The sequence below is a fragment of the Pseudomonas sp. CFBP 8772 genome (genome assembly GCF_014841665.1).
In the GTDB taxonomy this organism is placed as follows: Bacteria; Pseudomonadota; Gammaproteobacteria; order Pseudomonadales; family Pseudomonadaceae; genus Aquipseudomonas; species Aquipseudomonas graminis_B.
On the sequence record NZ_JACYUI010000008.1, the window covers coordinates 229,388 to 254,005 of the forward strand.

A 24,618-nucleotide genomic window follows, 5' to 3' on the forward strand; every position below is an offset into this window, starting at 1 on the left:
ACAAAAGCAGACAACCTCATACCATCGCCCATGCGGTTTATCCTGGCCGACTCGATGCAGCCAAAATGCGCTCGTTATTGACCGAATTAGAAGGGGCATTACGACTATCCGTCAAGAGTGAAGAGCCAGGGCTTCCGGATCTGTCAAACCTCGGTAAAGGCTTTTCTTATGTTCCTGTGCGGCGATTATGATTACCACATAGCCTGACATTAGGCTTTCGCATGAAACAGAGGCCAATGGCCGAAAGCAGCCACGACGGCATGCTGGAGCGAGCAGTTTTTTTTAGCCTGAGTAAGCGAATTCCGGAAGGTGCAAGAAACGTAACTATCCTTTGTAGGATATTTCCTAGACGAAGATAATGGCTATTCAGTATCGTTCGAGGGTCTAGAGCCTTTGGCGGTCGCATGGAAATTAAGAAAGGCAGTCTCAGATGGACTGATGTCGAGATAAGAGCATCAGTAGACGCGTATCTCGACATGCTGGAACGCGAGCAGAATGGCCAGAAGATTAACAAAGCTCATGAGAACCGAGCCTTGCGAGCAGGACCGCTGGCGGGACGCAATGCCAGCGCCGTCGAATACAGAATGCAAAACATCTCAGCGGTTTTGATTCAGATGGGCCGTCCTAGCATCGTTGGCTACAAGGCCGCAGGTCACGCGGGCGCTAATGTCGAAAAGATCATTCGCGAAAGGCTTAACGAGTGGGACAACAAACCCGACCCTGAAGATTTAGAGCCTACCGCTGATGACGCGACGCTTGAGCGACGAGCTACTCAGCTTGAAAAGCGCACGATTAAGAATCCTCCGGAAGGTATTGCGAGGCCGCAACAATCAGCCTCGTCTAGGGCGATGTTTGTTCGCGATCCGGCGGTAAGAGCTTGGGTACGTCAGCAAGCCCAAGGCGTCTGTGAAGGATGTGGCGAGTCAGCTCCGTTTCTTATGAACGGGGTCCCATTCCTCGAAGTTCATCATGTGAAGCATCTGGCTGATCAAGGTTCGGATCGCGTTAGCAATGCCGTCGCGCTTTGCCCAAACTGTCATCGCCGCTGCCATCATTCAAGCGACAGCCAAGCATTCACCGAGTCGTTGTACGAGAGGGTGTCGCGGTTGGTACGAGAGATTTAGGCTGGTTGGCCGTGCCCGGTTTAATTATCGGGACCGGAATCGGACAATACCTAGAGCTGAATCCTTATTCGCAGAAACCACGAGAAAAAGGGCGCTCTCGATATGCGCCACCCCGCCGATACGCTGACATCTGCCACGCCGCATCGCGAGCAAGCTCACTCCTACAGGTCCAGCAGCGCTCACCAAACTTCCACCACAACGGACTCAATAAAAGACCACGGATATGGCCAAGAAAACCTCCAATCTAGAAGCCCTCATTTTTCTCGCCAGCAAGCTCCCTTGGTGGATCAGTGCTGTTCTCGCCGTGGCGTCTGCGGTCTGGCTGCATTCGGTGGCCATTGCTCCGCTCCCTACAAACCTAGATCCGCGCCATTTTGACAAGATGGTTTCCGCGTCGGCCTTCCGGGGCATGGCCACGTTCGGGCAATTCTTTGTTCCCCTGATACTCAGCGCCGGCGCCATCGCCTCGATCATCGGCCGCCGCAAACGCCGCCATCTCCTCGAATCCGCCGCCACCACCAAAGGAAATCCACTGCTGAGCATCAGCTGGCACGAGTTCGAATTACTGGTGGGTGAAGCCTTACGTCGGCGCGGCTACTCAGTACGAGAAACAGGTAAAAACGGCCCGGACGGCGGCATTGATCTGATCGCGCGGAAGGACGGCGAGACGTACGTGGTGCAGTGCAAGCAATGGCGCTCGGTGCAGGTCGGTGTGCCGGTAGTGCGGGAGTTGTATGGCGCGATGGCGGCTGAGGGCGCTGTCGGCGGTTTCGTTGTTACCAGTGGGACGTTCACCAGACCAGCGAGGGATTTTGCGGCAGGTCGCAACGTGCAACTGGTCGACGGCACAGTGCTGAAGCAGTGGATCGCCGAGGCGAAGAAGCCCGGTCCACAGCCAACCGTCGAGGTGGTGCCAGAGCGTGTGGAGCCAGCAATCGTTGAGCCAGAGGCGGTCGTTCCGACGAGTCCCGCTCCAGCTCCAGCTCCAGCTCAAGCGCCAACTCCAACCGTGACGCAACCCGTCACACGCGAAGCCGAGCCTGAACCTGCTGCCCTGCCCCCAGCGCCTCTGTGCCCGCACTGCCGCAAGACCATGGTGATACGTGTCGCGAGAACCGGCGCCAACGCGGGCGGGAATTTCTGGGGTTGTGTGGCTTATCCAAGATGCCGTGGCATCCGGCCGATTTTCGCGCCGATGACGGTGAAGTAAAAACCGCTGAATAGGACGTCAGCCCAAGCCTGACGTCTTGCCCACAAAGCCTACGCCCACAGCCAACTGATCAACAACCAGCGCACCGCAGTACCGCCGCACCAGCAAAAGAACAACGAATAACCCCGCCTGGCAAACCCAGAAAGTTCCCGCCTCATCCCCTCCCCGCACATAACATTTTCGCTAACAAATAGTTACCCGGGTTTCATTTGCCCCCGTCGCCCATCGTTCCTAAAGTGGCTTCACCCCATCGAACCCGCCGAGCGCAGGAACGATGGAAACCCACACCCAAGCCGGAGAACGTCAAACGCCTGATCAGCTTTTAGCATTTTGTTTCTGTCGTTCGCTGCGTCGTTGCTCCCGACGTGGTGCCTCCAAGCTCCAAACTTCAGCCGCTCCCCAGCGGCTTTTTTTGCTCAGGATTTGCTGAATCCGCCCTTCCATCTGCGCGGCATCAGCGACCGGCCGAGCATGCAGCCGACCGCAACCGCCGACATGCAAAACATCACCCAGCAATCGCGCCAACTCCACCATGCCACCCGCCTCCATCCCCTGCCGGGTAATAAATTGCGTCCCCAACCGCAGCGCCTGATGTCCCACACGGGAAGGATCAACGCACGTCCCGATGAGAATCCCCTGCGCCTGCAACGCAAGCATCACAGCGCGCGGATCAGCATCCAGTGACAGCGGCAGCAGCAGTTGATGGGTGTGCACTTCGCCGTCATTAGCCCCGATGACAGGCAAGCCGGCCTCGACCAGCGCGCGATGCAGCGCCGCGCTGTTGCTGACAATGCGGCCGGCATATTCGCGGCCACCGGCCTGAGCTTCGGTGAGGGTGACCGCCAGGGACGGCAGCCGGCCGGCGTCGTAGTTAGCGAGCAGGCGGGTGTCGAGCAGGTTGTGCAGCGCCGGTGCATCGTCCGGGTCACGTCCGAGCACCAGCCCTTGGGGCCGGCCGGGCAGGGTTTTGTAGGTGGAGCTGCTGATCAGGTCGACGCCGGCGTCAAACGGGTTGGGGTACGTGCCGCCGGCGATCAGGCCCAGCACGTGGGAGGCGTCGAATAGCGTTTTGGCGCCGACCGCACGGGCGGCGTTGACCACCGGGGCGATGTCGTCGGCCTTGATCATGACGCTGCGTCCGAGCACGACGAGCCTGGGGCGGGTGTAGGTGATCATTTCCGCCGCACGCGCTGCGTCGAGCTGGCAGTTGCGGCGGTCGAACGGCAGGTCTTCAACGATGAGACCTGCCAATTCTGCGGTGCCGCCCCGGCGCTGGCTCAGGTGCCCGCCGTGCCCGGCAGCGGGTGCCAGCACTTTGTCCCCCGGTCGGCAGTAGGCGTGGAAGATGGCCAAGTTGGCCAGGGTGCAACTGGCTAACCGCACTTCGGCCCATGCCGCGCCGAACAGGGTCATGGCCGCCTGGCGGGTGAAGCTTTCAAGCTCACTGACCAGTTCGGTGTCGGGCTGTTCTTTGTGGCCGGTGGGGCCCATCGCCGGGTAGGCGCTGAGCGCAGGGTTGTACGCGGCCATGGCGCGGGCGCTGGGGAGGTTGGCGCCGGCATAGAGCATCAGGCGCTGGGTTTCCAGTTGCGGCAACCGGTCGGCACAAGCGGCGAGCAATGCATCGAGATCACGGGGCATGGTCGGCAGCTCCCTTAATGACGCATCAACGACGGATGGAATCCGGGTGCTCGGACTCGTCCCTGACCAGCAGCATCAGGGCGTCGCGTTTTTCAAGCAGGTGGTGCCGCAGGATGCTGCTCAGGCGCTTGCCGTCCCGGGCTTGTAGGGCCTCGATCATTTCTTCGTGGTCGTGCAGCGCGCGGTCCCATTTCGGGGCTTGATGATTGGAGAGAAAGCGTAATGCGTGGATGCGCCGGTTCAGCGACAGGTAGACCTGCCGCAGCGCCGAGTTGCGCGCGGCCAGGTTGATCAGGTCGTGGATGGCGCGGTTGCGCTGGTAGTAACCCGGCAGGTCGTTCTGGTTTTTGCTGACCACCATGGCGTAGTGCAGCGCTTTAATGTCTTCGATTTCCTGAGCGGTGATGCGCTCGCAGGCCAGCTCTCCGGCGAAGGCTTCGATGCCGCTCATCAGTTCGAAGGTTTCGCGAATCTCCAGCTCCGACATGCGGGCAACGCTGGCGCCACGGTTGGGGTTGATTTCGATCAGCCCTTCCACGGCAAGCACTTTTAACGCTTCGCGCAACGGCGTGCGGGAGATGCCAAGGGTTTCGCACAGCTCGCGCTCGTTGAGTTTGGTGCCCGGGGCGAGCACGCCTTCGGTGATAAAGCCGCGCAGGTGATCAATGACGATGTCATGGAGGCGCTGGCGTTCGACCTTGGGAATGAGACGGGGCGCCGGTTGGTCGGATAGTTCGTTAAAATTTTGCATACAAAATCCTTATCGGACCCGCTCTGGCATCGAGTCCTTATTCGAAAATGCTCCAGTTCGCTGGGAAGATTAGCGTAATTAGGCCGTTTGACACAGCATCGCCCTGTGCTAGGTTAATTTTGAATTCAAAATACAAAACTATAAAAAACCAGGAGTCACCGATGCTGAAGCTCGATTTCCACCCTGCCGGTCGCCACTTCCTTCAGATTCCAGGGCCCAGCCCAGTGCCGGATCGCATCCTTCGGGCGATGAGTTACCCCACCATCGATCACCGCGGCCCGGAGTTCGGCGAGCTGGGGCTCAAGGTGCTGGAAGGCATTAAGCAGATCTTCAAAACCGTGCATCCGGTAGTGATTTATCCAGCGTCGGGCACCGGGGCCTGGGAAGCGGCGTTGTGCAACACGCTGAGTTCGGGTGACGAAGTGCTGATGTTTGAGACCGGCCATTTCGCGACGCTGTGGCAGAAGATGGCCCTGAGTCTAGGCCTCAAACCGCAGTTCATCGGTCGGCCGGGCATTGAAGGCTGGCGCGGTGGCGTCGATGCGCAAATGATCGAAGACCACCTGCGCGCTGACGGCGGGCATCGCATCAAGGCCGTGTGCGTCGTGCACAACGAGACCAGCACCGGCGTGACCTCGGACATCGCGTCCGTGCGCAAGGCCATTGATGCGGCGGGCCACCCTGCCCTGCTGCTGGTAGACACCATCTCTGGCCTGGCCTCCGCCGATTATCGTCATGACGAATGGGGCGTGGACGTGACTGTCTCCGGCTCGCAGAAGGGCCTGATGCTTCCGCCGGGCATCAGCTTCAACGCCCTGTCGCCGAAAGCCATCGAGGCCAGCAAACGCGCCGGTTTGCCACGCAGTTTCTGGGCGTGGGACGAGATCATCGAGATGAACAAGACCGGTTACTGGCCCTACACGCCGAACACCAACTTGCTCTACGGCTTGTCCGAAGCGCTGGACATGATCCTCGGCGAAGGCTTGGACAACGTGTTCATCCGTCACAACCGTCTGGCGAAGGCGTGCCGCACCGCGGTAACCGCCTGGGGCCTGGAAATCCAGTGCGCCGACCCGAGCGTTTACAGCCCCGTGCTCACCGGCGTGATGACGCCTGAAGGCATCGACGCCGACCAGCTGCGCAAGACCATTTACGAGCGCTTCGACATGTCCCTCGGCACCGGCCTGGGCAAGATGAAAGGCCGCATGTTCCGCATCGGTCACTTGGGCGACTGTAACGATCTGATGCTGATGGCCACCCTGACCGGCTGCGAAATGGGCCTGCAGATGGCCGGCGTAAAACTGCAGTCCAGCGGCGTGCTGGCCGCCATGGATTACCTGGGAGGGCAATCGGTGCCGCTGCGACGCGACTGACGCTACACCTGGCTGCGGCACGCCCGCAGCTTTTTTGACACATCTCACTATCCCGAATCATCGCGTTGTCAGCGAACACAATAAGAAACTGGAGATAGCACATGAAGTTTTTACGTCTGCGCCCCACCACGGTGGTGCTGTTCATGCTGTGCGCCATGTATTTCATTACGTACCTGGACCGCGTCAATGTCAGCACCGCCGCGGTCGGTTTCGGTAAAGAATTCAACCTGAGCAAAACCGAGATCGGCATCGTCTTTTCGGCCTTCGCGTACCCCTACCTGATCTTTCAAATCATCGGCGGCTGGGTCAGCGACCGATTCGGCGCCAAGCGCACGCTGGTGGTGTGCGGGCTGATCTGGGCCAGCGCCACGGTGCTGACCGGGCTGGCCGGCGGCTTCGTCTCGCTGATCGTCGCGCGGATTCTCCTCGGCCTCGGTGAAGGCGCGACGTTCCCCGCAGCCACGGCGGCAATGTCCCGCTGGATCCCCAAGGAAAAGCGCGGCTTCGCCCAAGGCATCACCCACGCCTTCGCACGTCTCGGCAACGCATTGGCGCCGGCAGCGATGATCGCGGTGATGGCCACCTACGGCTGGCGTGAATCATTTTATGTCTGCGCGGCCACCAGCTTTGTCTGGGTCATCCTGTGGATGGCGGTGTTCACCGAGCACCCGAAAGACCACCCGCGCATCTCGAAACAGGAACTGGACACCCTGCCACCGCCGAAAGTGAAATCCACCGTCGTGCTGCCATGGGGTCGCCTGTTCAAGCGCATGGCCCCGGTCACGATCGTTTACTTCTGCTACGGCTGGACGCTGTGGCTGCTGCTCAGTTGGGTGCCGATGTACTTCATGAACATGGGTCTGGATTTGAAGGGCACGGCGATTTTCGCGTCGACGGTGTTCTTCGGCGGCGTGGTCGGCGACACCCTGGGCGGCATCGTCAGTGACCGCATTTATGCGCGGACCAAGGACCTGAACAAGGCGCGCAGCCTCATGGTTGCCGTGTGCCTGGGGCTGACGCTGCTGTCGCTGGTGCCGTTGATGTTCACCAAGGACATGCACATTTCCCTGGCCTGCCTGGCGATCGGGTTTTTCTTCTCCGAGATGACCATCGGCCCGATGTGGGCGATTCCGATGGACATCGCGCCGGACCATTGCGGCACCGCCAGCGGCATGATGAACACCGGATCGGCCATGGCCGCCATCGTCAGCCCGGTGGCCGCCGGTCTGTTGATCGACAAGTTTGGCAACTGGCAGCTGCCGTTTCTGGTCAGCATTGTTCTGCTGGCGATTGGTGTCGTGCTGTCGTTCCGCATGAAGCCGCAGAACAAGTTTGAATACGGACAGCCGGCTGCGCCGCTGACGCCGGGCGCGGAACCTTCTCCGGTGGTCAGTAAATAAAGCGACACCGGGAGCCGCCTTCGGGCGGTGCTTGACCCATAAAGCTTCAGCCCGGCCCCTGCAATCGAGACACTTCAATGGAGAACGCTTTTGGACACTGACACCCAACCTTCGCGCCTGGCGCAGCTGATCGTCGATGCGCAGAACAAGCATGACCTGTTGGGCGAGCTGGATTTCGAGCTGAACCCGTCCGACCGCGACGCGGCGTACCTCACGCAGCAGAAAATCCTGCGCTTGCGTGGGGTTGAAGCGGGCGGCTGGAAGATCGGTTCGAAGTCCACGGACGGGCCGATTCAGGGCTCGCCCCTGCCCCGCGACTGCCTGTTCCCGTCGACCGGCACACTGGACCGCAGCGTCTATCCACCGGTGGGTCTGGAGCTGGAAATCGCCTTCCGCTTCAACCGCGACTTCAGCCCACGGGATGAGGCGTACAGCGACGAGGAGGTCATGGCCGGCATCGGCGAAATGGCAGCGTCCGTCGAGGTGGTTTCCAGCCGGTTTGCGGCGTGGCCCAAGATCGAGCCGCTGACGCAACTGGCCGATCTGCTTAACCACGGCGCCCTCGTGGTGAGTGATTTCGTACCCTACGACGGGTCGTTTCCCTTTGTTGCACCGACGCTGACCTTCACGGTGAATGGCGAGAGCATCGTGCCGTCAAAAGTCGGCAATCCGGCAGGCGACCCGCGCCGGCTGTTGCCGTGGCTGGTCAACCATCACACCCTCAATGGACTGCCGTTGTCCAAGGACTTGGTGATCACCACAGGTTCTTACACTGGCATGCACTTCGCCCAGGGCATGGCTGAGGTGTCGGGACAGATCGACGGGTTGCCGCCGGTTTCATTGACGCTGGCCTGACGCTTTACCTCGCTGCCATAAAAAAACCCGCCGAGCTGGCGGGTTCTTTTTGTATGCGACGGTCTTAGTCAGGGCGGCGAACGTACGAGCGGTAAACGGGCTGCCAGAAGTCTTTCTCGATGGCCGCTGACAGTTCATCTTCCGATTGCGGTGGCGCCACGCTGTCCCGCTGGGCCGCCATGCCAACGGCAAAGGCGATGCGTTTGCTGACGGCCTGAACATCCCGCAGCGGCGGCAACATCTGCCCTGCCGCTGCGCACTCAGCCAGCGCCTGGGCCGACGCCATCAGCATGCCGTCGGTGACGCGGGTGGCCTTGCTGGCGATGGCGCCGAGGCCGATACCGGGGAAGATGTAGGAGTTGTTGCACTGCGCGATGGGGAAGGTTTTACCCAGCACCTCGATGGGTAGAAACGGACTGCCTGTGGCCACCAGCGCCTGCCCGTCGGTCCATTGCAGGATGTCCTTGGGGTGCGCTTCGATCTGCGAGGTCGGGTTGGACAGCGGCATGATGATCGGCTGCGGGCAATGGCTGTGCATGGTCTCGACGATCTGCTGGGTGAACAGTCCGGCCTTGCCCGACACGCCGATCAGCACGGTGGGTTTGGCGTTGCTGACCACCTCAAGCAGCGATGGCCAGTGGGCGCTGAACGCCCAGTCGTTGAGAGAATCGCTGGAGTGGGCCAGGCGCTGTTGGAAATCGTAGAGGCCCGGCTGGCGATCGGTCAGCAGCCCTTTGCTGTTGAGCAGATACACCTGACTGCGCGCCTGGGCTTCGGACAAGCCTTCAAGCTGCATGGCGGCGATGATCTGCTCGGCGATCCCACAACCCGCGGATCCGGCGCCGACAAAGGCGACGGTCTGATCGGACAAGCGCTGGCCCTTCATCTTGCAGGCGGCCAGCAAGATGCCGACGGTGACGGCGGCAGTGCCTTGGATGTCATCGTTGAAGCAGCAGAGCTGATCGCGAAAGCGCGCCAGCAGCGGCATGGCGTTGGTCAGCGCGAAGTCTTCGAACTGCAGAATGGCTTCCGGCCAACGGCGCTGCACGCCCTCCACGAATGCCTGGACGAACGCATCATATTCAGCGCCGCGAACACGCTCCTGGCCACGGCCGAAGTACAGCGGATCCGCCAGCAGCGCCGGGTTGTTGGTGCCGACGTCGAGCACCACCGGGAGTGTGTACGCCGGGCTGATGCCGCCGCACGCCGTGTACAGCGATAACTTGCCGATGGGGATGCCCATGCCGCCGACGCCCTGATCGCCAAGGCCGAGAATGCGCTCGCAATCACTGACGACGATGACTTTGACGTTGTCTTTGGTGACGTTGTTGAGGATTTCGTCGATGCGGTCCTTGTCGGCGATGCTGATGAACAAGCCGCGATGACTGCGGTAGATGCGGGAAAATTCCTGGCAGACCTTGCCGACGGTGGGGGTGTAGATGATCGGCAGCATCTCGTCGAGGTGGTCGTCGACGACGCGGTAGAACAGTGTTTCGTTGGAGTCCTGGATCGAGCGCAGGAAGATGTGTTTGTCCAGGTCGGTCACGCAGGCCTGGTACTGGTGATAGGCGCGGCTCGCCTGTTGTTCGATGGTTTCGACGCGTTCGGGGAGCAGGCCTTGCAGGGCCAGGGCTTCGCGTTCGTCGAGGCTGAAGGCTGTGCCTTTGTTCAGCAGTGGAGTGCCCAACAACGTGGGACCGGCGAAAGGGACTTGCAAGGTGCGATCAGTGGCATGGGTCATGTCTGTCTCCTGTGCTTATTGTATTTTGAATTCAATGTACACCTTTGGCACGGAAAGCCAACCGTGGGGGGCGCTCACAATTCATCGGACCTGCATATGGCCTGGTAGGACCGCGATCATCCAGTAGGACCGGCTTTAGCCGGGAAAGCGTCAGGTGTCTCGCTGCAAATCTTGTGTTGTACATACCGGCCTCTTCCCGGCTGAAGCCGGTCCTACTAGACACCGCGTACAGCCAGGAAATTGGCTCACGCCGCTTACCCTGGGGGACCGGCTTTAGCCGGGAAAGCGTCGGGTGTCTCGCTGCAAATCTTGTGTTGTACATACCGGCCTCTTCCCGGCTGAAGCCGGTCCTACAGATACACTGCGATCATCCCGTAGGACTGGCATTAGCGAGTCCCGCTGACACCATCGCCCACATGACTATCAACCTGCCATCACCCTCAGGCAAAATGCCGGATCTTTGTAGGAATCATCCCCAGGAGTGGTCGGAATGCGTTTGTTCAGTTTAAGAACCCTGCTGGTCTGCACCGCTTTAGCCTCATGCCTAAGCATGGTCGGCGCGCAGGCGGCGTCCAAAACCAAACCTGCGCCGAAACCTTCTGGGCAAAAAGTCGCGATGCTCGGCGGCAAATTCGCCTTCACCCTGCCGAAGGACTATGTCAAAGGCCCGATGGAAGAGATCGATGCCAAGGCCAGGGCCGCGGGCGTGACCGGCTCGCTGTACATGAACAAGCCGGCCAAGCGCGTGGTGATCATCACCGAAGCGCCGTTGCCCAATGACCAGAAGGTCGGCGCCAACGACAAGCCAACCCTCGACGGCATCATCGCCGACACGCTGCAACAGCAGCAGTCCAGCTACAAGGATTTCAAGAAGCTGGGCGAGAAGAAGATCGTACGAAAAGGCCTCGGCATGCGTCAGCTTGATATCTCAGGCAGCGTAGACGGCGGCCGCGTGTTGAGCACGACGATTACGGCGGCCTACGGTAAACGCACGGCAATGGTCAACGTCATCTCCCTGGCGAAGGATGCCAAGGCCCACGCCGAGGTGGTGAAGGGCGTGACCGGCGGGAAATGAGGAGTGCTGCTTTTTGGGCAGCGATTGCAGCCGAAAAAGTAGCGATTCCAGCCCCCCGTCATCAGACGCGGGTAAACGACAACAGAGGCTGAGTTACTTGGGCAGCGTCAGTTCGCTCCCGCCCGGATGCGCCTTGATGACGCTGTAAGGCAGGACCGACCATTCCGGACCTTCACACGCGCGCGCAACACGTGCGAAAGACGGACCGAAAACGATGCCTTTTGCAGTGAAATACCACGACGGAAATTCCCAGACCGACGGGTCGGTGTAGTCGCAGTCGTCTTCGGTAGCAGGCTTCACCATGTCTGCAGGATGCGCCGCTTTCAACTGGTCAACGAGCCAAGGGGCGAAGACTTTGCTGCGGTAGTCGGAATACGTGTCGAAACTCGTGCCACCTTCTTCATCACGTTCGTAGTGAAACGGCGCGCCCTTGCCGACCCAAACCACATCTTCCAGCGTTAAGGCGTTACCCGTGCGGGCATCGAGGTTGAGCGGCGAGTCGCCAAAATCAGGGTGCGCGCCGCCGCAATCGTAATCGGTGAAGACGCTCAGGCTCACAATGCCGGGCGCAAGCAAGCGCGGCGTGACCGTCTGGGCAAAGTCGCCGCCGTTGCGACTCGCATTGAGCATGCACTGGTGATAGCTGACAACCTCTTGCCACAGGCGGGAGCGCAGCTGCTGATTGATAGGTGCAGCCTGCTCGGGCGAATAACCCGATGTGATTGCAAACATCGAGACGCCCGATTCCGGCTCGACCCACCACTGCAGCGAATGGCCCATAAACGTAGCTGTTTTATCCGACTTGAGCGGCAGGTGCGTGAGCCGCAGGTAGTCGTAAGCCGACTGCTTGTAGATGTCCTGCCAACCCGATTCGGCGGAAGCATCTGGCGCGGTGATAGCGCGTTCGGCCAGTTGCACCTTGTAGGACTTGCCCTTGCTGCTCCAGTCCCCGGTCCAGCTCGCGTCCGGATTTTTATGAAGGACCAGCTTCGGCAACCCGGCCTCATCGTCGTAGCTCAGGCCTTCGGTCAGCGTCAGATCATTCCCTTTTGAGGTGCCGGACAGCGGCAGGTCCTTGTGGTACTTCTCGTAGAAATAGCGACCCGTCACATCTTCCGGGCTGGTGAGATCCAGCTCGACGACGATGGGCGATTTTCCCAGGGTGCCTGTCATCACATGGACCGCATTCTCGGCGTGCAGCGTGAATGGCGCGACCAGCGCGGCGAGGCAGGTGATACGCAAAACGGAGAGAGAAACAGGCATCAGACGTCCCTTGTGATGATGCTAACGAGTGGGGCCAGTAATCTCCCGAATCGCGGAGCGTCTGGCAAGGGCCAGCCGTGATTTCTCAAAGCCTGACGGCGCCCTCACCGCTTGCCCTCAACCGCCATCCGCACCGCGAACCCGAACAACACCGTGCCCATCAGCCAGCGCTGCACCGCCGCCCAACCGGGCTTCTGGGTCAGAAACATGGCGATGGAGCCCGCCGCCATGGCAACCATGGCGTTGACGCTCAGGCTGACCACAATCTGCGCGCTGCCCAGGATCAGCGACTGGCTGAGCACGCCAGTGCCGTCGCCGACGGTGATGAATTGCGGCAGCAGCGACAGGTAAAGCACCGCCACCTTGGGATTGAACAAGTTGGTCATCAGGCCCATCAGGAACAACTGCCGGTTGCTGTCCTGGGGCAAATCCTTCACTTGAAACGGCGAGCGACCGCCCGGTTTCACGGCCTGCCAGGCGAGGTACAGCAAATACACGGCACCGGCCATGCGCAGCGTGTCGTAGGCATAAGGAACTGCCATCACCAACCCGGTGATGCCGAACGCCGCGCACAGCATGTAGAAGATAAAGCCCACCGCCACGCCGCTGAGGGAGATCAGTCCCGCCTTGCGTCCTTGTGAGATGGATCGCGAAATGACGTAAATCATGTTCGGCCCTGGTGTCAGCACCATGCCGAGGGCGATCAGGGAAAAAGCGATGAGGTTTGAGAGTTCGGGCATCAGAGGCTCCTGCCGGCGTGATCGAATGCATCCGGGCCGTGCCGAATGGCAGGCATATTTCAGCCAACCTACGTAGAACCGTCTATACACAGATGGCCGGAAAACACGCCATGACAGACGGCGTCCGTCACTTATCCCAACGGCACCTGCACCCGCGCACCCTCCGACGGCGCACGGTGTAAATTATTTGTCCAATAGTGGCTAAATGCTCTTCCCAGTACCCCGTCGGCGGGGGACACTCGCAGCGTTGGTCGTGACCGATGTGGCTGTCGGGATGCTGCGTTATTACCCAGTAGAGCGCTATGAACACTCCGGTCCAAAAAGGTCTCTCCTACGCCAGACGCATGTACTTGCCGCGCAGCATCGGCCTGGGCATTGGGTTCTTCGCGGTGGCTGCAGCGCTGTACCCTTCTCACCCACCGACCTGGGTGTGGATCGCCATGATCGCCCACGGTTATGGCTGGCCGCACATGGCTTTTCTGCTCGCCAAGCGTTCACCTCAGCCTTATGTCGCCGAGCGCCGCAACCTGATCTACGACTCGCTGGGCGGCGGTTTCTGGGCGGGCGCCATGGGGATCAGCCCGCTGCCCACCGTGACGGTGCTGTCGATGATGGCGATGAATAACATCGCGGCCGGTGGTTTACGGCTGTTTATGTTGGGTTCGCTGGCGCAAATCGCGGGCGCCCTGGTGTCGTACAAGATTTTCCTGCCGGCGCTGTTCCCCCACGTCTCTCAGCTGCAGCTATTCGCCTGCCTGCCCATGCTGGTGATCTACCCGATGGCCATCGGGCTGGTCTGTTATCAGGTCGCGGTGCAACTCTCGAAGAGCAAGAAGGCGCTGGAAAAACTCAGCGCCACCGACAGCCTTACAGGGCTCATGAACCACGGCGCGTGGAAGGATCGACTGACGCTGGAGTTCGAGAAATGCCAGAAGCTCAACCGCCAGCACAGCGTGGCGCTGATTGACATCGACCACTTCAAGACCATCAACGACACCTACGGCCACATCACCGGCGACAACGTGCTCAAGCAACTGAGCAACGCGCTGTCCGCCAGCCTGCGACAGACCGATATGGCAGGCCGTTACGGCGGCGACGAGTTCTGCGTCATCTTCCCCGACACCACCCTGGCCCAGGCCACCGAAATACTCGAACGCCTGCGGCGTACGGTTCATGACCACGCCCACTCGGCCCTCCCCGATCTCAAGCTGAGCCTGAGCATCGGCGTCGCGGCCTACGGCGCGCACCAGACCGACGCCGCCATGTGGCTGCACGAAGCCGACATATGACGCAAAAAGCGCCGGGCGCAATCGTGTCACTCCGGCGCAGCCATCCAGCGACGTGCGCGCGCGCGAGGGTGCGGCGTTGGGGTGAATTCAGCGCTTCGTGCGCATCAACGTTTCGAACAACGTAGGGACATCCGTTTCCTTCAGGTAGGCGCCGATGATCTCTCGAAGGGAACGTAAAGGCTCCCTATTAAAAGGGGCCGTTTCATCCGCTGATTCAAGCGCGGCGCGACTATCAGGCGTCGTACCTTTCAGGAAGGGTAGGCCGGTAGAAAGATCGTATGTTTGCGCTGAAACGTTCTTGATCCAGTTCTTGTGATCAAGAGAAAAGTGATCAAACTGCCGGCCGAAGTCGGGTACAACGTCCCCTTTTTCCGAGAACTTGTTGACGATCTGCTCCAGGAAACCAAAGTTCAGACTACTCATCGGGCTGTAATCGACATCCAGTGCAAAACGCAGAAAGTCACGGTCTACGACTGTCGTACTGAGAGCACTTCCATTCAATATCCGATGGGCCGTCTTGGCGCTTTCCTCATTGAAGGAATAAGACACCTCGTGCCCTTCAGTATCAAACCGTTTGAGAGGCCGCTGCGGGATGATTTCGCATCCATTGTCCGATTTCCGGTAATAAGCAATGGACCAAGCCAGATCGTCCACGTAGGCAAGGTCGGCGCCTTTTACATTTGCGAATTCATAAACCGCAGAGAGTAGATTCCGATCTTCGGGTAACAGGAACAGTGTGGGGAATAACGTCGATAAGTTAGGATCGTATGCCACTGTGGTGGGCTCAACCGCATGCCCTTCGAAGAGCCGCGACATCATCAGCCCCCTTCCGCTGAGAGTGACAGGCGACTCGGGGGTTTGCTGCACTTCATGAAGCGAGGCGCCCACAACCCTCTTGATCTCGGGTTGGGTGATCGTCATCAAAGAGGTGGACTGAACATTGGTATTTTCTGGAATTGAAATGCTCATCACACATACTCTGCTTGAGGCCGTCTTCGCCTAGGTGAGGACGGCCTGAGTTTTACTCAGTTACCTATTTTTGCGTTAATCCGGGACCAGGTGCCCGGAAATCATGGAAGCATTTCTGCCGAGTTGTGAATCTGGTTGAGCAGTTCTTTAGGTGTGACTGTTTCAAATATCGCAACAAGGCTGTCGCCCAACATAAGCGGCCCGTACAACCCTTCTTCCCGATCCAGATGCGTTTGCTGCACGTCGCGGTAGGCCTCGGGGTAGATGCTTTTTTCGATCGGCAGCAGGCGGTCGTAATGTTCCAGCAAACCGTGGAAGACGATGCGCCGTTCGGTGACGCCGCGAGTGGTGGCGATCAGTTTGATGAAGAAATCCGAGTCGCTCTGGCGCATGGCTTCGTACGCGGCGTAACGCTCCGCCAGGGTGTACGCGCCGGTCTCGTCGAACACCACGCAACACAGGTCCTGACGCGAACGTGAGCCAAAGGGGTTGTTGGCCGCGCGCCGGCGATTGCTCTGCGCCAGCGCGAACGCTACCGCCCGTTCGGCTTCGTTCATCCGCTCCGCGCTGCCCAGGCTGGAAAGATCATCCAGCGCGGGCGCCTGACGCCCCAGTCGCTCGACCTCCGCGCTGAAGGTGGCAAACACCCCGTGGGGCCCGAGCCATTGCTTGTGCAGCTCGCTCAACTGGTCTCGGGACAGTTGGCTTTGCTCATCGACCAATTGCTGAAACGCGCTTGACGCGTCCACATTAAAGTCTGCATCGATGCACGGTTGCTTCAAGGGCTCAGACGTTGCGATTTGAAGGGTCATCGATTTCATCCTTATTATTGATCGTTATTGTAGGTGCATCATCGCGAACACTTCGTGGGAAGACATCGAAGTGCCGAAAACAGGGTCATCACTCAAAGGATCACTTATTACGGCGCCAGCGTCATCGCGGCAACGTAAAGGCCGAAGACAGCTTTAAAAGTTCAGTGATTAAATCGGGTTAATTATGCACTTACCGCTCGACGGAACAATCCGTCAGATGTAGGGGTGGTGCCAGTTTTTTCTTGCGCGCTGCCGAAACGTGCAGAGCGATGAGCTGCGCCCGATTGCTGACTTCGTTCTTCCTGAGCAAGGCCGACACATGGTCGCGGGCCGTGTAATCACTGATCCCCAGCCGCTGGGCGATCGCTTTGTTGGTGTGCCCCTGAAGCACCAGCTGAAGGACTTCCTGCTCTCTGGGGGTGGTTTTTTTCAATGGTCTACGTTTGCGTTGTTCTTCTATCATTGGCCCTCAACAGTCTCCGCGACGTGCCGACCCTGGCGGTAACTCAGCCATGGCCGTAATAGTGTTCTTATTGATTTTTAAATCTCTAACGGTTAGAGAATGTGCACAGTCAAGCCCGGTTAATAACCGAACAATGATAAGTAAAGTTTCCTACAAATATTGGCGAAACATCCCCACTGAACCAGCAGACAATTGATCCACGCACGACCCAATGCAGAGCCATGTGGTTATATAACAGCGGGTGAGTTGTATAGACGGGGGACAATAAACGCTGCAAATGATAATTACAATCATCTGTTACAAATCAGCGGATCAATCTCGTTTGAAATGGCACGGATTTGAAATCCGCACCCTCATGTCGACAAGGGGCGCCATTGCGACGCCCCCTGCCCTGTCAGTTTCCAGCCTGTACCACCCGCGGATCATCGACCTGCATGCCCTTGCGCAGGCCAAAGAACATGGCCGTCACCAGACCGACCGCACCCATGATCACGCAGTAGCCGACGCACACCCACGGGCTCCATGGCATCAAGGCGATCAGCGCCAGCGGCGTGGTGCTTGCCCACAGGGCGTAGCTGATGTTGTAGGTCAATGAGATGCCGGAGACGCGAATGTTCGCCGGAAACAGTCCGACCATGACCGAAGGCACGACGCCGACAATGCCGCAGGCCAGCCCGGCCACCGCGTAAGCGAGGCTCAATGGCAGCCAGTGACTGACCAGACTTGCGTAGAGCACGCCGACGCCGACGGGCAGCAACAGGCTGTAAAGCACCACCCCGCGCCAGGCGCCGATTCGGTCGACCAGCATGCCGGCCAACACGCAGCCGATATTGAGAAAGACGATACCCACGCTGCTGAGGGCGAACGTGTCGCTGGGGGCCATGCCGAAACGCTGCTGCATCACCGTAGGCGTGATGACCACCAGCGTCACGACGGCGGACGTCAGCACGCAGGTCAGTAACGCAGCCGGCAGCAGAGATTGCCGATGTTGACGCAGGACGGCGCGCAGCGGCAGCTCAGTCATGCCCTCGCGCTGGGCGTGCATCGCCATGAACACCGGGGTTTCGCTGAGCCAGCGGCGCAGCCACACGCCGATAACGCCGAAGACCCCGCCCAGCAGAAACGGGATGCGCCAGGCGTAATCGAGAATTTCCGCGTGGCTGAAGACCTTCGCCAGCCAGGTCGCCGTCAGTGCACCGATGAGGTAGCCGAAGGTCAGCCCGGCCTGCAAAACGCCCAACGCATAACCGCGATGGCCCTTCGGTGCGTGCTCGGCGACGAACACCCAGGCGCTTGGCACTTCGCCGCCCACGGCTGCGCCCTGAAGGATGCGCAGCGCCAGCAGGATCAACGGGGCCCAGTAGCCGATGTCGGCATAGGTCGGCATCACACCGATCAGCAGACACGGCAGCGCCATCATCAGGATACTGAGGCTGAACACCCGCTTGCGACCCAGTTTGTCGGCGAAGTGCGCCATCAGAATCCCGCCCAGCGGGCGCGCCAGGTAGCCGGTGACAAAGATGCCGAAGCTTTGCAGCAGGCGCAGCCACTCGGGCATTTCCGGCGGGAAGAACAACTGACTGAGCGTCAGGGCGAAAAACACGAAGATGATGAAATCGTAGATTTCCAGCGCCCCGCCCAGTGCCGCCAGACCCAGGGTTTTGTAGTCTCCCCGGCTGATGGGTTGTGGGCGTGGTCGAAGAATGGCTGTCATGAAAGACCCCAAATCACAGGTTGAAACGCACGCGGGTGCGACAAAGGCGCGCAGGATAACAAAGCTGACGGCCTGCGGGCGGATCGCTGACGGCTGACGCGTTTCAGCAGCTGATTTAAAAATTCACCGTCGCCGACACCCGCGCCGTACGCGGTGCGCCGAGGAACAGGTAATCGTCCCCCAGGTATTCGCCCGCGTCGCGCCAGTAGCGCTTGTCGAAGAGGTTATCCACGGTCAGGCGCAAGACCGTGTCGTAGCCCTCGATTTTCGTGCTGTAGCGACTGCCCGCGTTGAACACTGCGTAGTCATCGACTTTCACCGAGCCTTCGCGGTTGGCGTATTTGCTGGCGCTGTATTGCACGCCGCCAAGCAACGCCAGCCCCTGAATCGGCAGTGCGTAATCGGCTGACAGGCTCCCGCGGAATTTGGGCACGTTGATTGCCTGATGATCTTCGTAAGCCGCGGTGCCGCTGTCTTCAACCCGCGCGCGAATGGCCGCGACGCTGGCCGACATCTGCAACTGCGAGGTCACGTAACCATTGGCGCTCAGCTCGACGCCGGTGTTTTTCTGCTGGCCCTGCTGGACGAAGGTCAGGCTGCCGTCGTCGCTGGGTTTCGAATACTGATACGCCTGGCGGGTCTGGAATACGGCAGCGGTGAAGCTCATGCGGCGCCAGTCGTATTTGACCCCGGCTTCCAGTTGACGTGAGATCGTCGGCGCGAGGATTTCCCCGACATTGCTGTCGAACACCGATGCCGTGCCGCCCAGAGACAGCCCTTTGCTGTAGCTCGTGTACAGCGAAACGTTGTCGATCGGCTTGTAAATCAGCGCGGCCTGGGGCAGAAAGATCGAGCGCTCGGTATGGCGGTTGTCGCTGCCGTCCTCGTTGTAGGCCTTTTCATCGAGCTTCACCTCACGCCCGCCGATGACCGTCTGCCAATGCTCGTTGAAACGGATGCGGTCGGTGGCGAAGAGCCCGTACTGGCGGCTGTCCAGGCGCCGTTCGGTGTGGCCCACGGACAGGTCCGACGGTGCGAAGGTGTCCGGCGTCTTGTGGATGTTGCCGGAGCCGACGTATTCGCTGAAATACGGCCGGGTGTCGACCGTGCGCCGGAACGCGGTGCTGCCGAAGGTCAGCTCATGCTTGAGCCAGCCGGTGTCGAACAGGCCGGTCATGGACGCTTCGACTTCATCGTTGCGTCGCGTGTCGTCCGGACTGCGGAAATCGTAGATGTCGTAACCGCCGCTGGGCGTGAAGTGCCCGGTCAACGGCTCGGCAGGGCAGTCGCTCTGGTAATAGCAGCCGTAGGCGAAAGCGCTGTAATCGTCGATGACCACGCGGCTGCGTGAAGCGCTGAGGCTGGCTTTCCAGTCGTCGCTGAGGCGGTATTCGTAGCGGCCGTTCATGTTCAGCGAGTCGATGCCCACCGGGTTCGAGCCGTTTTGATAGCCCAGCAGTTTGCGCGGCGAAGCGTCGTGGGGCAGCGCGGTGCCGCCCAGCAGTTGATAGCCCGGCACCGAGCGCTGTTCTTTGGTCTGGTATTCGACGTCGAGCTGCAGGGTGGATTGGTCGTTGATGTTCCAGTCAAATGCGAGGGAGGCGAAATCCCGCTGACCATTGGCGTGCTCGACGTAGGAGCGGATGTCCTCGTGGGCAACGTTGGCGCGCAGGCCGAATTGCTTCTCGCTGCCGAACCAGCCGCCGACGTCCGTGGCGATGTAGCGCTCGCCGTGCTCGTTGGTCGAGACCGTCACCGAGCGCACGTCTTCCGGGCGTTTAGTCTGGTAATTGATCACGCCCGCCGGCTCCGACACGCCGCTCTGCAGGCCCGAGAGCCCCTTGAGCAGCTCGACCTGTTCCTTGTTTTCCAGCGCCACGTTCTGCTCGCCGGTGATGCTCCGCCCGTTGATGCGGTAGCTGTTGGCCGCGTTGAGCGAGAAGCCGCGCACGACGAAATTCTCGTAATAGCCCACCGGTGCATAGCTGTCGCCCACCGACGCGTCGTTGCGCAGGACATCGCTGAGCAGCTTGGCCTGCTGGTCCTTCAGCCGCTCGGCGGTGAACACCGAAATCGACGCCGGCGTGTCGCGCAGCGGCGCTTCACTGAAACCGCCAACCGACGCGCCACTCGCCTGATAAATCGACTCCTGCTCCCCCGTCACGCGCAGTGCATCCAGGGTCACGGGCTCGGCTTCCTGGGCCGCCAGCCATGGCGAAGCGAAAGCGATACTCAACGGCAACAGCCGACGGGTGAAGCCGGCAGCGGGACGGGACGAGGTGATCATCGGCGAGTGAATTCCTGGTGATGGGCAGTCGGGCAACGAGAAACACAGGCCAGTTCGGCGGCGCCTCTTTTACGTTCTGCGCGGAATTTTTACAACCGGGATTGGTGTGGAATTCGGTGTGCAGGTGACTTTTGTATGACCGGCTTCAGCCGGGAAGACTGCGGCACTGATGAGAGAGATGCGTCGAATTTACCGGCCGCTTCCCGGCTGAAGCCGGTCCTACAGTCCCTTTCTGGCCGACATAGCAATTTCGAATGAGACGAGCTTTTGTAGGACCGGCTTCAGCCGGGAAGACTGCGGCACTGATGAGAGAGATGCGTCGAATTTACCGGCCGCTTCCCGGCTGAAGCCGGTCCTACAGTCCCTTTCTGGCCGACATCGCGATGTTGAAGAACGAGCTTTTGTAGGACCGGCTTCAGCCGGGAAGACTGCGGCAGTGGCGAAGCAACTGCGTCGGATGTACCAGCCCCTTCCAGGCTTAAGGGGGTCCTACTAGATGCAGTTAATCAGGCGCTTGGGCGATAATTTCAAGGTAGGGCTATTGCTCCACCTTCAACCCGACCTTCAGCAACTTCCCATTGTCTTCATCCGTCAGCACATACACATACCCATCCGGCCCTTGTCGCACGTCGCGAATGCGGGACTTGAGCTCGCCGAGCAAACGCTCTTCGTGCACCACCTTGTCTTCCTTGAGCTCCAGGCGGATCAGCTCCTCCGATGCCAGCGCGCCAATGAAGACGTTGTGGTCCCACGCCTTGAATGTGCTTGAGTCGTAGAACGCCATGCCGCTGATGCCTGGGGACTTCTCCCACACGTGGAAGGGGTTTTTCACGCCCTCCACTACCTTGCCCTTGGACTCGGAAATAGGCTCGCCGCTGTAGTCGATGCCGAAGGTCGAGATGGGCCAGCCATAATTGCCGGCGCGTTCGATGATGTTGATTTCGTCCCCGCCACGCGGACCGTGCTCGTTGGTCCACAGCGTGCCGGTCCAGGGGTTGAGCGCGGCGCCCTGTTGATTGCGGTGACCGTAGCTCCAGATTTCCGGCCGAACGTTTTTCTGGCCGACAAAGGGGTTGTCCTTGGGCACGGTGCCGTCGGGGTACAGGCGCACGACCTTGCCCTGCAGTTTGTCGAGGTCCTGAGCCGTGGCCCGTTCGTTGTTTTCGCCCAGGGCGATGAACATGTAGCCCTCGCGATCAAAGACGATGCGCGAGCCGAAGTGGTTGCCCACCGACAGTTTCGGCTGCTGCTGGAAAATGCGCGTGAAGCCTTCCAGCTTGGTCATGTCCTCAGAGAGCCTTGCGCGCCCCGCCGCCGTGCCGCCGGTTTTTCCGTCGCTCGCGGCCTCGGAGTAGGTCAGGTACACCATGCGGTCCTTGGCGAAATCCGGAGACAGCTCGACATCCAGCAAACCGCCCTGCCCTTGCACCCAGACCTTCGGCACGCCGGAGATCGGCGCCGACAGCTTGCCGTCAGGCATCACCCGACGCAGATTGCCCGTACGCTCGGTGACCAACATTCCTTGGGAGTTCGGCAGAAACGCCACCGCCCAAGGATGCTGCAACCCGCCGACGACCTCATCGACGGTCAGCGTGCCAGCCTCGCTTTGATAGGTCGCAGCAGTGGCCTGCACGGAGAGGCCCAATAATGCGGAGGCGCATAAGGTCGCCAGCAATGTCTTGCGGAGGGCGAGCTTGTAAAAAGGGGTGGCGCGCAACATAGGCGGTTCCTTCTGAAATGGAAGAGAGGCTGGCAGTGATTTCAGTTAGTGCGGCGTTCGGTATCGCCGGAAGGCCGGGCGGGTTGCTGCCGGGTCGGATAACCGTTGCCGATGCCACCGTTTTCAAGGGTGGGCGGACGTGGCTGCGTCGGTCCGAGATTCGGGCCACCGACACGTGGCGCGATGGACTCGGTGCCCTGACGACTGTTGGGATTGGCACGGCGCACGGCGCCGTTATCGGGAACGTTGATCGAGCGGCTCGGGTAAGCGGCGGCCGCCAGAAGCGGCGGCGAGTGCGCGGTGTGATCATCGGCCTGCGCCAGCCCGGCGGACAACAGTCCGCCGAGCAAGACGACGGCGAGGCGTCGCGGAAAACTGTTCATCATTTACCTTCTGTGGGATGGGTAACGATTCCGGTCTTTGATGGCGATCGAGCGCGTAGGTTCGCGCTGTCACGGTGGATGAGCAACGTGTAGGACCTTTCGCTTTGTAACAAGAATAGTCGCCGACCCGCCGGATCGTCCCATGCGCCGACACTTCGTCGTCCGCTGCACGATTCTTCCAGACCTGCCGTAAGCGGCGCGGTAACGTACTCAAGCTTGACCGCCTACCCAAACCCGCTACCCCTTCCGAGGCCCCGCGATGTCCGACCGCAACTGGATCGAGCTCAAGCAGGACGCCACGTCCGGCATCGAGACAGTGCGCGCGCATTTCGAGGGCCATGCCTACGATCCCCACTGGCACGACAGCTTTCTGGTGGGCATCACCGAACAGGGTCTGCAGCAATTCAATTGCCGTCGACAGCAGCACAACAGCACGCCGGGAAAAGTGTTCCTGCTCGAGCCGGGCGACATCCACGACGGCACGGCCCCGGAAGCGGGCGGCTTTACCTACCGCACGTTGTACCTGGACCCGCGCTGGCTGGACCGGGAGTTACGCGCGCAGTTTGAAGAAGCGCCGGACAACGCCCAGCTCAGCTTCGCGGCAACGCTGGCGGACGACCCGCGCCTCGCCATCGCGACGGCCGACGCCTTCGAAGCGATACACCACGACGAACTGCGCATCGTGCGCCAGACCGCACTGGACCACCTGCTGGCCAACCTGACCAGCCACTTGCGCTGGCGCACCTTGATCGACCCCGATCCCCGCCTGCCACTGGTGGCCCAGCGAGCGCGTGACTATCTGCACAGCCATTTGCAGCAGGACATTGGCCTGGACGATCTGGCGCAAGTGACCGGCGTCGATCGTTTCCGCCTGAGCCGCGCGTTCAAGGCCGCGTTCGGCCTGGCGCCCCATGCCTACCTGATCCAGCTGCGCCTGACCCGCGCCCGCCATCTGCTGGCCCGGGGCGAGGCGCCTGTCAGCGTCGCGGCTGCCCTGGGTTTCGCGGATCAAAGCCATCTGGGCCGCTGGTTCCAGCGCGCCTATCGCATGACCCCGGCTGACTACCGCCGACGCTGCTCAATTGTTCCAGACTGACCGCCCACGGCGCGCGGATCATTGCTCCACGATCAATGACCGCCGAGTGGCCTTATGCAAACCCTCCTGCCCTTTCTGCTGTTCGCTTTCGTCGCGTCCATCACGCCCGGCCCGACGAACATCCTCGTACTGACCAACAGCTCGCGCCACGGCCTGCTCCGCACACTGCCGATTGTCCTCGGGGCCTGCGCCGGTGCGGCGTTGCTGGTGCTGATGGTCGGCACCGGGCTGGGCGACGTGCTGGCGCGGCATCGACAGGTGCAGACGCTGATGTCATGGGTCGGCATCGCCTGGATGACCTGGCTGGCGTGGCAGATATTCAGCGCGCCCGCCGAAGCGATCGACCCGACGCAACGCCGCAGCGGCCCGACCCTGGGCCTGTGGGGCGCGGCGAGCCTGCAGTGGGTGAACCCGAAAACCTGGATGATGGCGCTGGCCGTGGTCAGCGTGTTCGCCGGCACCGACGCCGATCGCATGCTGCGGGTGATATGGCTGTCGCTGGCGTTCTTCCTGGTGTCGATCCCGTGTATGAGCGCCTGGGCCTGGCTTGGCGTCAGCGCCGCGACATTCTGCCGCTCGGCGCAGAGCATGAAGCGCTTCAATCAGGCGATGGCGGTGCTGTTGCTGGTATCGGCGTGGTTGACGTTGGTGGTGTGAAGGGTGGGCAGCAACGCGCGGGTCGGCGTGATTTAATGCGCGCTGAATTCCTGAT

General features: G+C 60.5%; 21 protein-coding genes. 9 read left to right on the forward strand and 12 right to left on the reverse strand.

Annotated features, from left to right (window positions below; all coding sequences use genetic code 11):
* Positions 1-404 precede the first annotated feature (404 nt).
* Positions 405-1,124, forward strand: coding sequence for an HNH endonuclease (locus IFT99_RS17750; RefSeq protein WP_192133944.1), 720 nt, complete (start codon positions 405-407; stop codon positions 1,122-1,124).
* 223 nt (positions 1,125-1,347) lie between these two features.
* Positions 1,348-2,334 (forward strand): restriction endonuclease, encoded by a 987-nt coding sequence (locus IFT99_RS17755; RefSeq protein ID WP_192133946.1) that lies wholly within the window; start codon positions 1,348-1,350, stop codon positions 2,332-2,334.
* Between the two features lie 315 nt (positions 2,335-2,649).
* On the opposite strand, the gene IFT99_RS17760 is transcribed toward IFT99_RS17755, so the two are convergent.
* A complete protein-coding gene (locus IFT99_RS17760; protein WP_192133948.1) occupies positions 2,650-3,975 on the reverse strand; it encodes a glycine hydroxymethyltransferase in 1,326 nt (441 codons plus the stop codon).
* A 25-nt stretch (positions 3,976-4,000) separates the two neighbouring features.
* The gene (locus tag IFT99_RS17765; protein ID WP_192133950.1) at positions 4,001-4,726 is read right to left on the reverse strand and encodes a GntR family transcriptional regulator; all 726 of its coding nucleotides are present in this window, start codon (positions 4,724-4,726) and stop codon (positions 4,001-4,003) included.
* Positions 4,727-4,887: 161 nt separating this feature from the next.
* On the opposite strand from IFT99_RS17765, the gene IFT99_RS17770 reads away from it, so the two are divergent.
* The 3 genes from IFT99_RS17770 to IFT99_RS17780 all read left to right on the forward strand — a co-directional run bounded on the left by IFT99_RS17770 (position 4,888) and on the right by IFT99_RS17780 (position 8,354).
* Positions 4,888-6,099 carry a pyridoxal-phosphate-dependent aminotransferase family protein gene (locus IFT99_RS17770; protein WP_192133952.1) on the forward strand — a complete coding sequence of 404 codons (1,212 nt, stop codon included), beginning with the start codon at positions 4,888-4,890 and terminating at the stop codon, positions 6,097-6,099.
* Positions 6,100-6,200: 101 nt separating this feature from the next.
* Positions 6,201-7,499, forward strand: coding sequence for an MFS transporter (locus IFT99_RS17775; RefSeq protein ID WP_192133954.1), 1,299 nt, complete (start codon positions 6,201-6,203; stop codon positions 7,497-7,499).
* A 90-nt stretch (positions 7,500-7,589) separates the two neighbouring features.
* Complete coding sequence (locus IFT99_RS17780) at positions 7,590-8,354, forward strand: 2-keto-4-pentenoate hydratase (protein ID WP_192133956.1); 765 nt, start codon at positions 7,590-7,592, stop codon at positions 8,352-8,354.
* Between the two features lie 64 nt (positions 8,355-8,418).
* Here the strand turns inward: IFT99_RS17780 and IFT99_RS17785 are convergent, their stop codons facing one another.
* Positions 8,419-10,095: an NAD-dependent malic enzyme gene (locus IFT99_RS17785; RefSeq protein ID WP_192133958.1), complete on the reverse strand. Its 1,677-nt coding sequence runs from the start codon at positions 10,093-10,095 to the stop codon at positions 8,419-8,421.
* A gap of 490 nt (positions 10,096-10,585) precedes the next feature.
* On the opposite strand from IFT99_RS17785, the gene IFT99_RS17790 reads away from it, so the two are divergent.
* The gene (locus IFT99_RS17790; RefSeq protein WP_192133960.1) at positions 10,586-11,170 is read left to right on the forward strand and encodes a polyribonucleotide nucleotidyltransferase; all 585 of its coding nucleotides are present in this window, start codon (positions 10,586-10,588) and stop codon (positions 11,168-11,170) included.
* A 93-nt stretch (positions 11,171-11,263) separates the two neighbouring features.
* Here the strand turns inward: IFT99_RS17790 and IFT99_RS17795 are convergent, their stop codons facing one another.
* Together IFT99_RS17795 and IFT99_RS17800 are read right to left on the reverse strand one after the other, a co-directional pair.
* The gene (locus IFT99_RS17795; RefSeq protein ID WP_192133962.1) at positions 11,264-12,433 is read right to left on the reverse strand and encodes a DUF3298 domain-containing protein; all 1,170 of its coding nucleotides are present in this window, start codon (positions 12,431-12,433) and stop codon (positions 11,264-11,266) included.
* 104 nt (positions 12,434-12,537) lie between these two features.
* Positions 12,538-13,173, reverse strand: a complete 636-nt coding sequence (locus tag IFT99_RS17800; RefSeq protein WP_192133964.1) for a LysE family translocator — start codon at positions 13,171-13,173, stop codon at positions 12,538-12,540.
* A 302-nt stretch (positions 13,174-13,475) separates the two neighbouring features.
* On the opposite strand from IFT99_RS17800, the gene IFT99_RS17805 reads away from it, so the two are divergent.
* Positions 13,476-14,462, forward strand: coding sequence for a diguanylate cyclase (locus tag IFT99_RS17805; protein WP_342214630.1), 987 nt, complete (start codon positions 13,476-13,478; stop codon positions 14,460-14,462).
* An 87-nt stretch (positions 14,463-14,549) separates the two neighbouring features.
* Here the strand turns inward: IFT99_RS17805 and IFT99_RS17810 are convergent, their stop codons facing one another.
* The 7 genes from IFT99_RS17810 to IFT99_RS17840 all read right to left on the reverse strand — a co-directional run bounded on the left by IFT99_RS17810 (position 14,550) and on the right by IFT99_RS17840 (position 22,810).
* Positions 14,550-15,431, reverse strand: a complete 882-nt coding sequence (locus IFT99_RS17810) for a hypothetical protein (protein WP_192133966.1) — start codon at positions 15,429-15,431, stop codon at positions 14,550-14,552.
* 101 nt (positions 15,432-15,532) lie between these two features.
* Entirely contained in the window at positions 15,533-16,243 is a 711-nt protein-coding gene (locus IFT99_RS17815) for a hypothetical protein (RefSeq protein WP_192133968.1), read from the reverse strand.
* Between the two features lie 190 nt (positions 16,244-16,433).
* Positions 16,434-16,706, reverse strand: a complete 273-nt coding sequence (locus IFT99_RS17820) for a LuxR C-terminal-related transcriptional regulator (RefSeq protein WP_065992746.1) — start codon at positions 16,704-16,706, stop codon at positions 16,434-16,436.
* A 394-nt stretch (positions 16,707-17,100) separates the two neighbouring features.
* Complete coding sequence (locus IFT99_RS17825) at positions 17,101-18,420, reverse strand: MFS transporter (protein WP_192133970.1); 1,320 nt, start codon at positions 18,418-18,420, stop codon at positions 17,101-17,103.
* A gap of 115 nt (positions 18,421-18,535) precedes the next feature.
* Positions 18,536-20,707 carry a TonB-dependent siderophore receptor gene (locus tag IFT99_RS17830; protein ID WP_192133972.1) on the reverse strand — a complete coding sequence of 724 codons (2,172 nt, stop codon included), beginning with the start codon at positions 20,705-20,707 and terminating at the stop codon, positions 18,536-18,538.
* A 538-nt stretch (positions 20,708-21,245) separates the two neighbouring features.
* Positions 21,246-22,427 carry a PQQ-dependent sugar dehydrogenase gene (locus tag IFT99_RS17835; protein WP_192133975.1) on the reverse strand — a complete coding sequence of 394 codons (1,182 nt, stop codon included), beginning with the start codon at positions 22,425-22,427 and terminating at the stop codon, positions 21,246-21,248.
* 41 nt (positions 22,428-22,468) lie between these two features.
* Positions 22,469-22,810: a hypothetical protein gene (locus IFT99_RS17840; RefSeq protein ID WP_192133977.1), complete on the reverse strand. Its 342-nt coding sequence runs from the start codon at positions 22,808-22,810 to the stop codon at positions 22,469-22,471.
* A 259-nt stretch (positions 22,811-23,069) separates the two neighbouring features.
* Between IFT99_RS17840 and IFT99_RS17845 the strand changes: the two genes are divergently transcribed.
* Complete coding sequence (locus IFT99_RS17845) at positions 23,070-23,906, forward strand: AraC family transcriptional regulator (RefSeq protein WP_192133979.1); 837 nt, start codon at positions 23,070-23,072, stop codon at positions 23,904-23,906.
* A gap of 54 nt (positions 23,907-23,960) precedes the next feature.
* Positions 23,961-24,563 carry a LysE family translocator gene (locus IFT99_RS17850; RefSeq protein ID WP_192133981.1) on the forward strand — a complete coding sequence of 201 codons (603 nt, stop codon included), beginning with the start codon at positions 23,961-23,963 and terminating at the stop codon, positions 24,561-24,563.
* Positions 24,564-24,618: the final 55 nt, after the last annotated feature.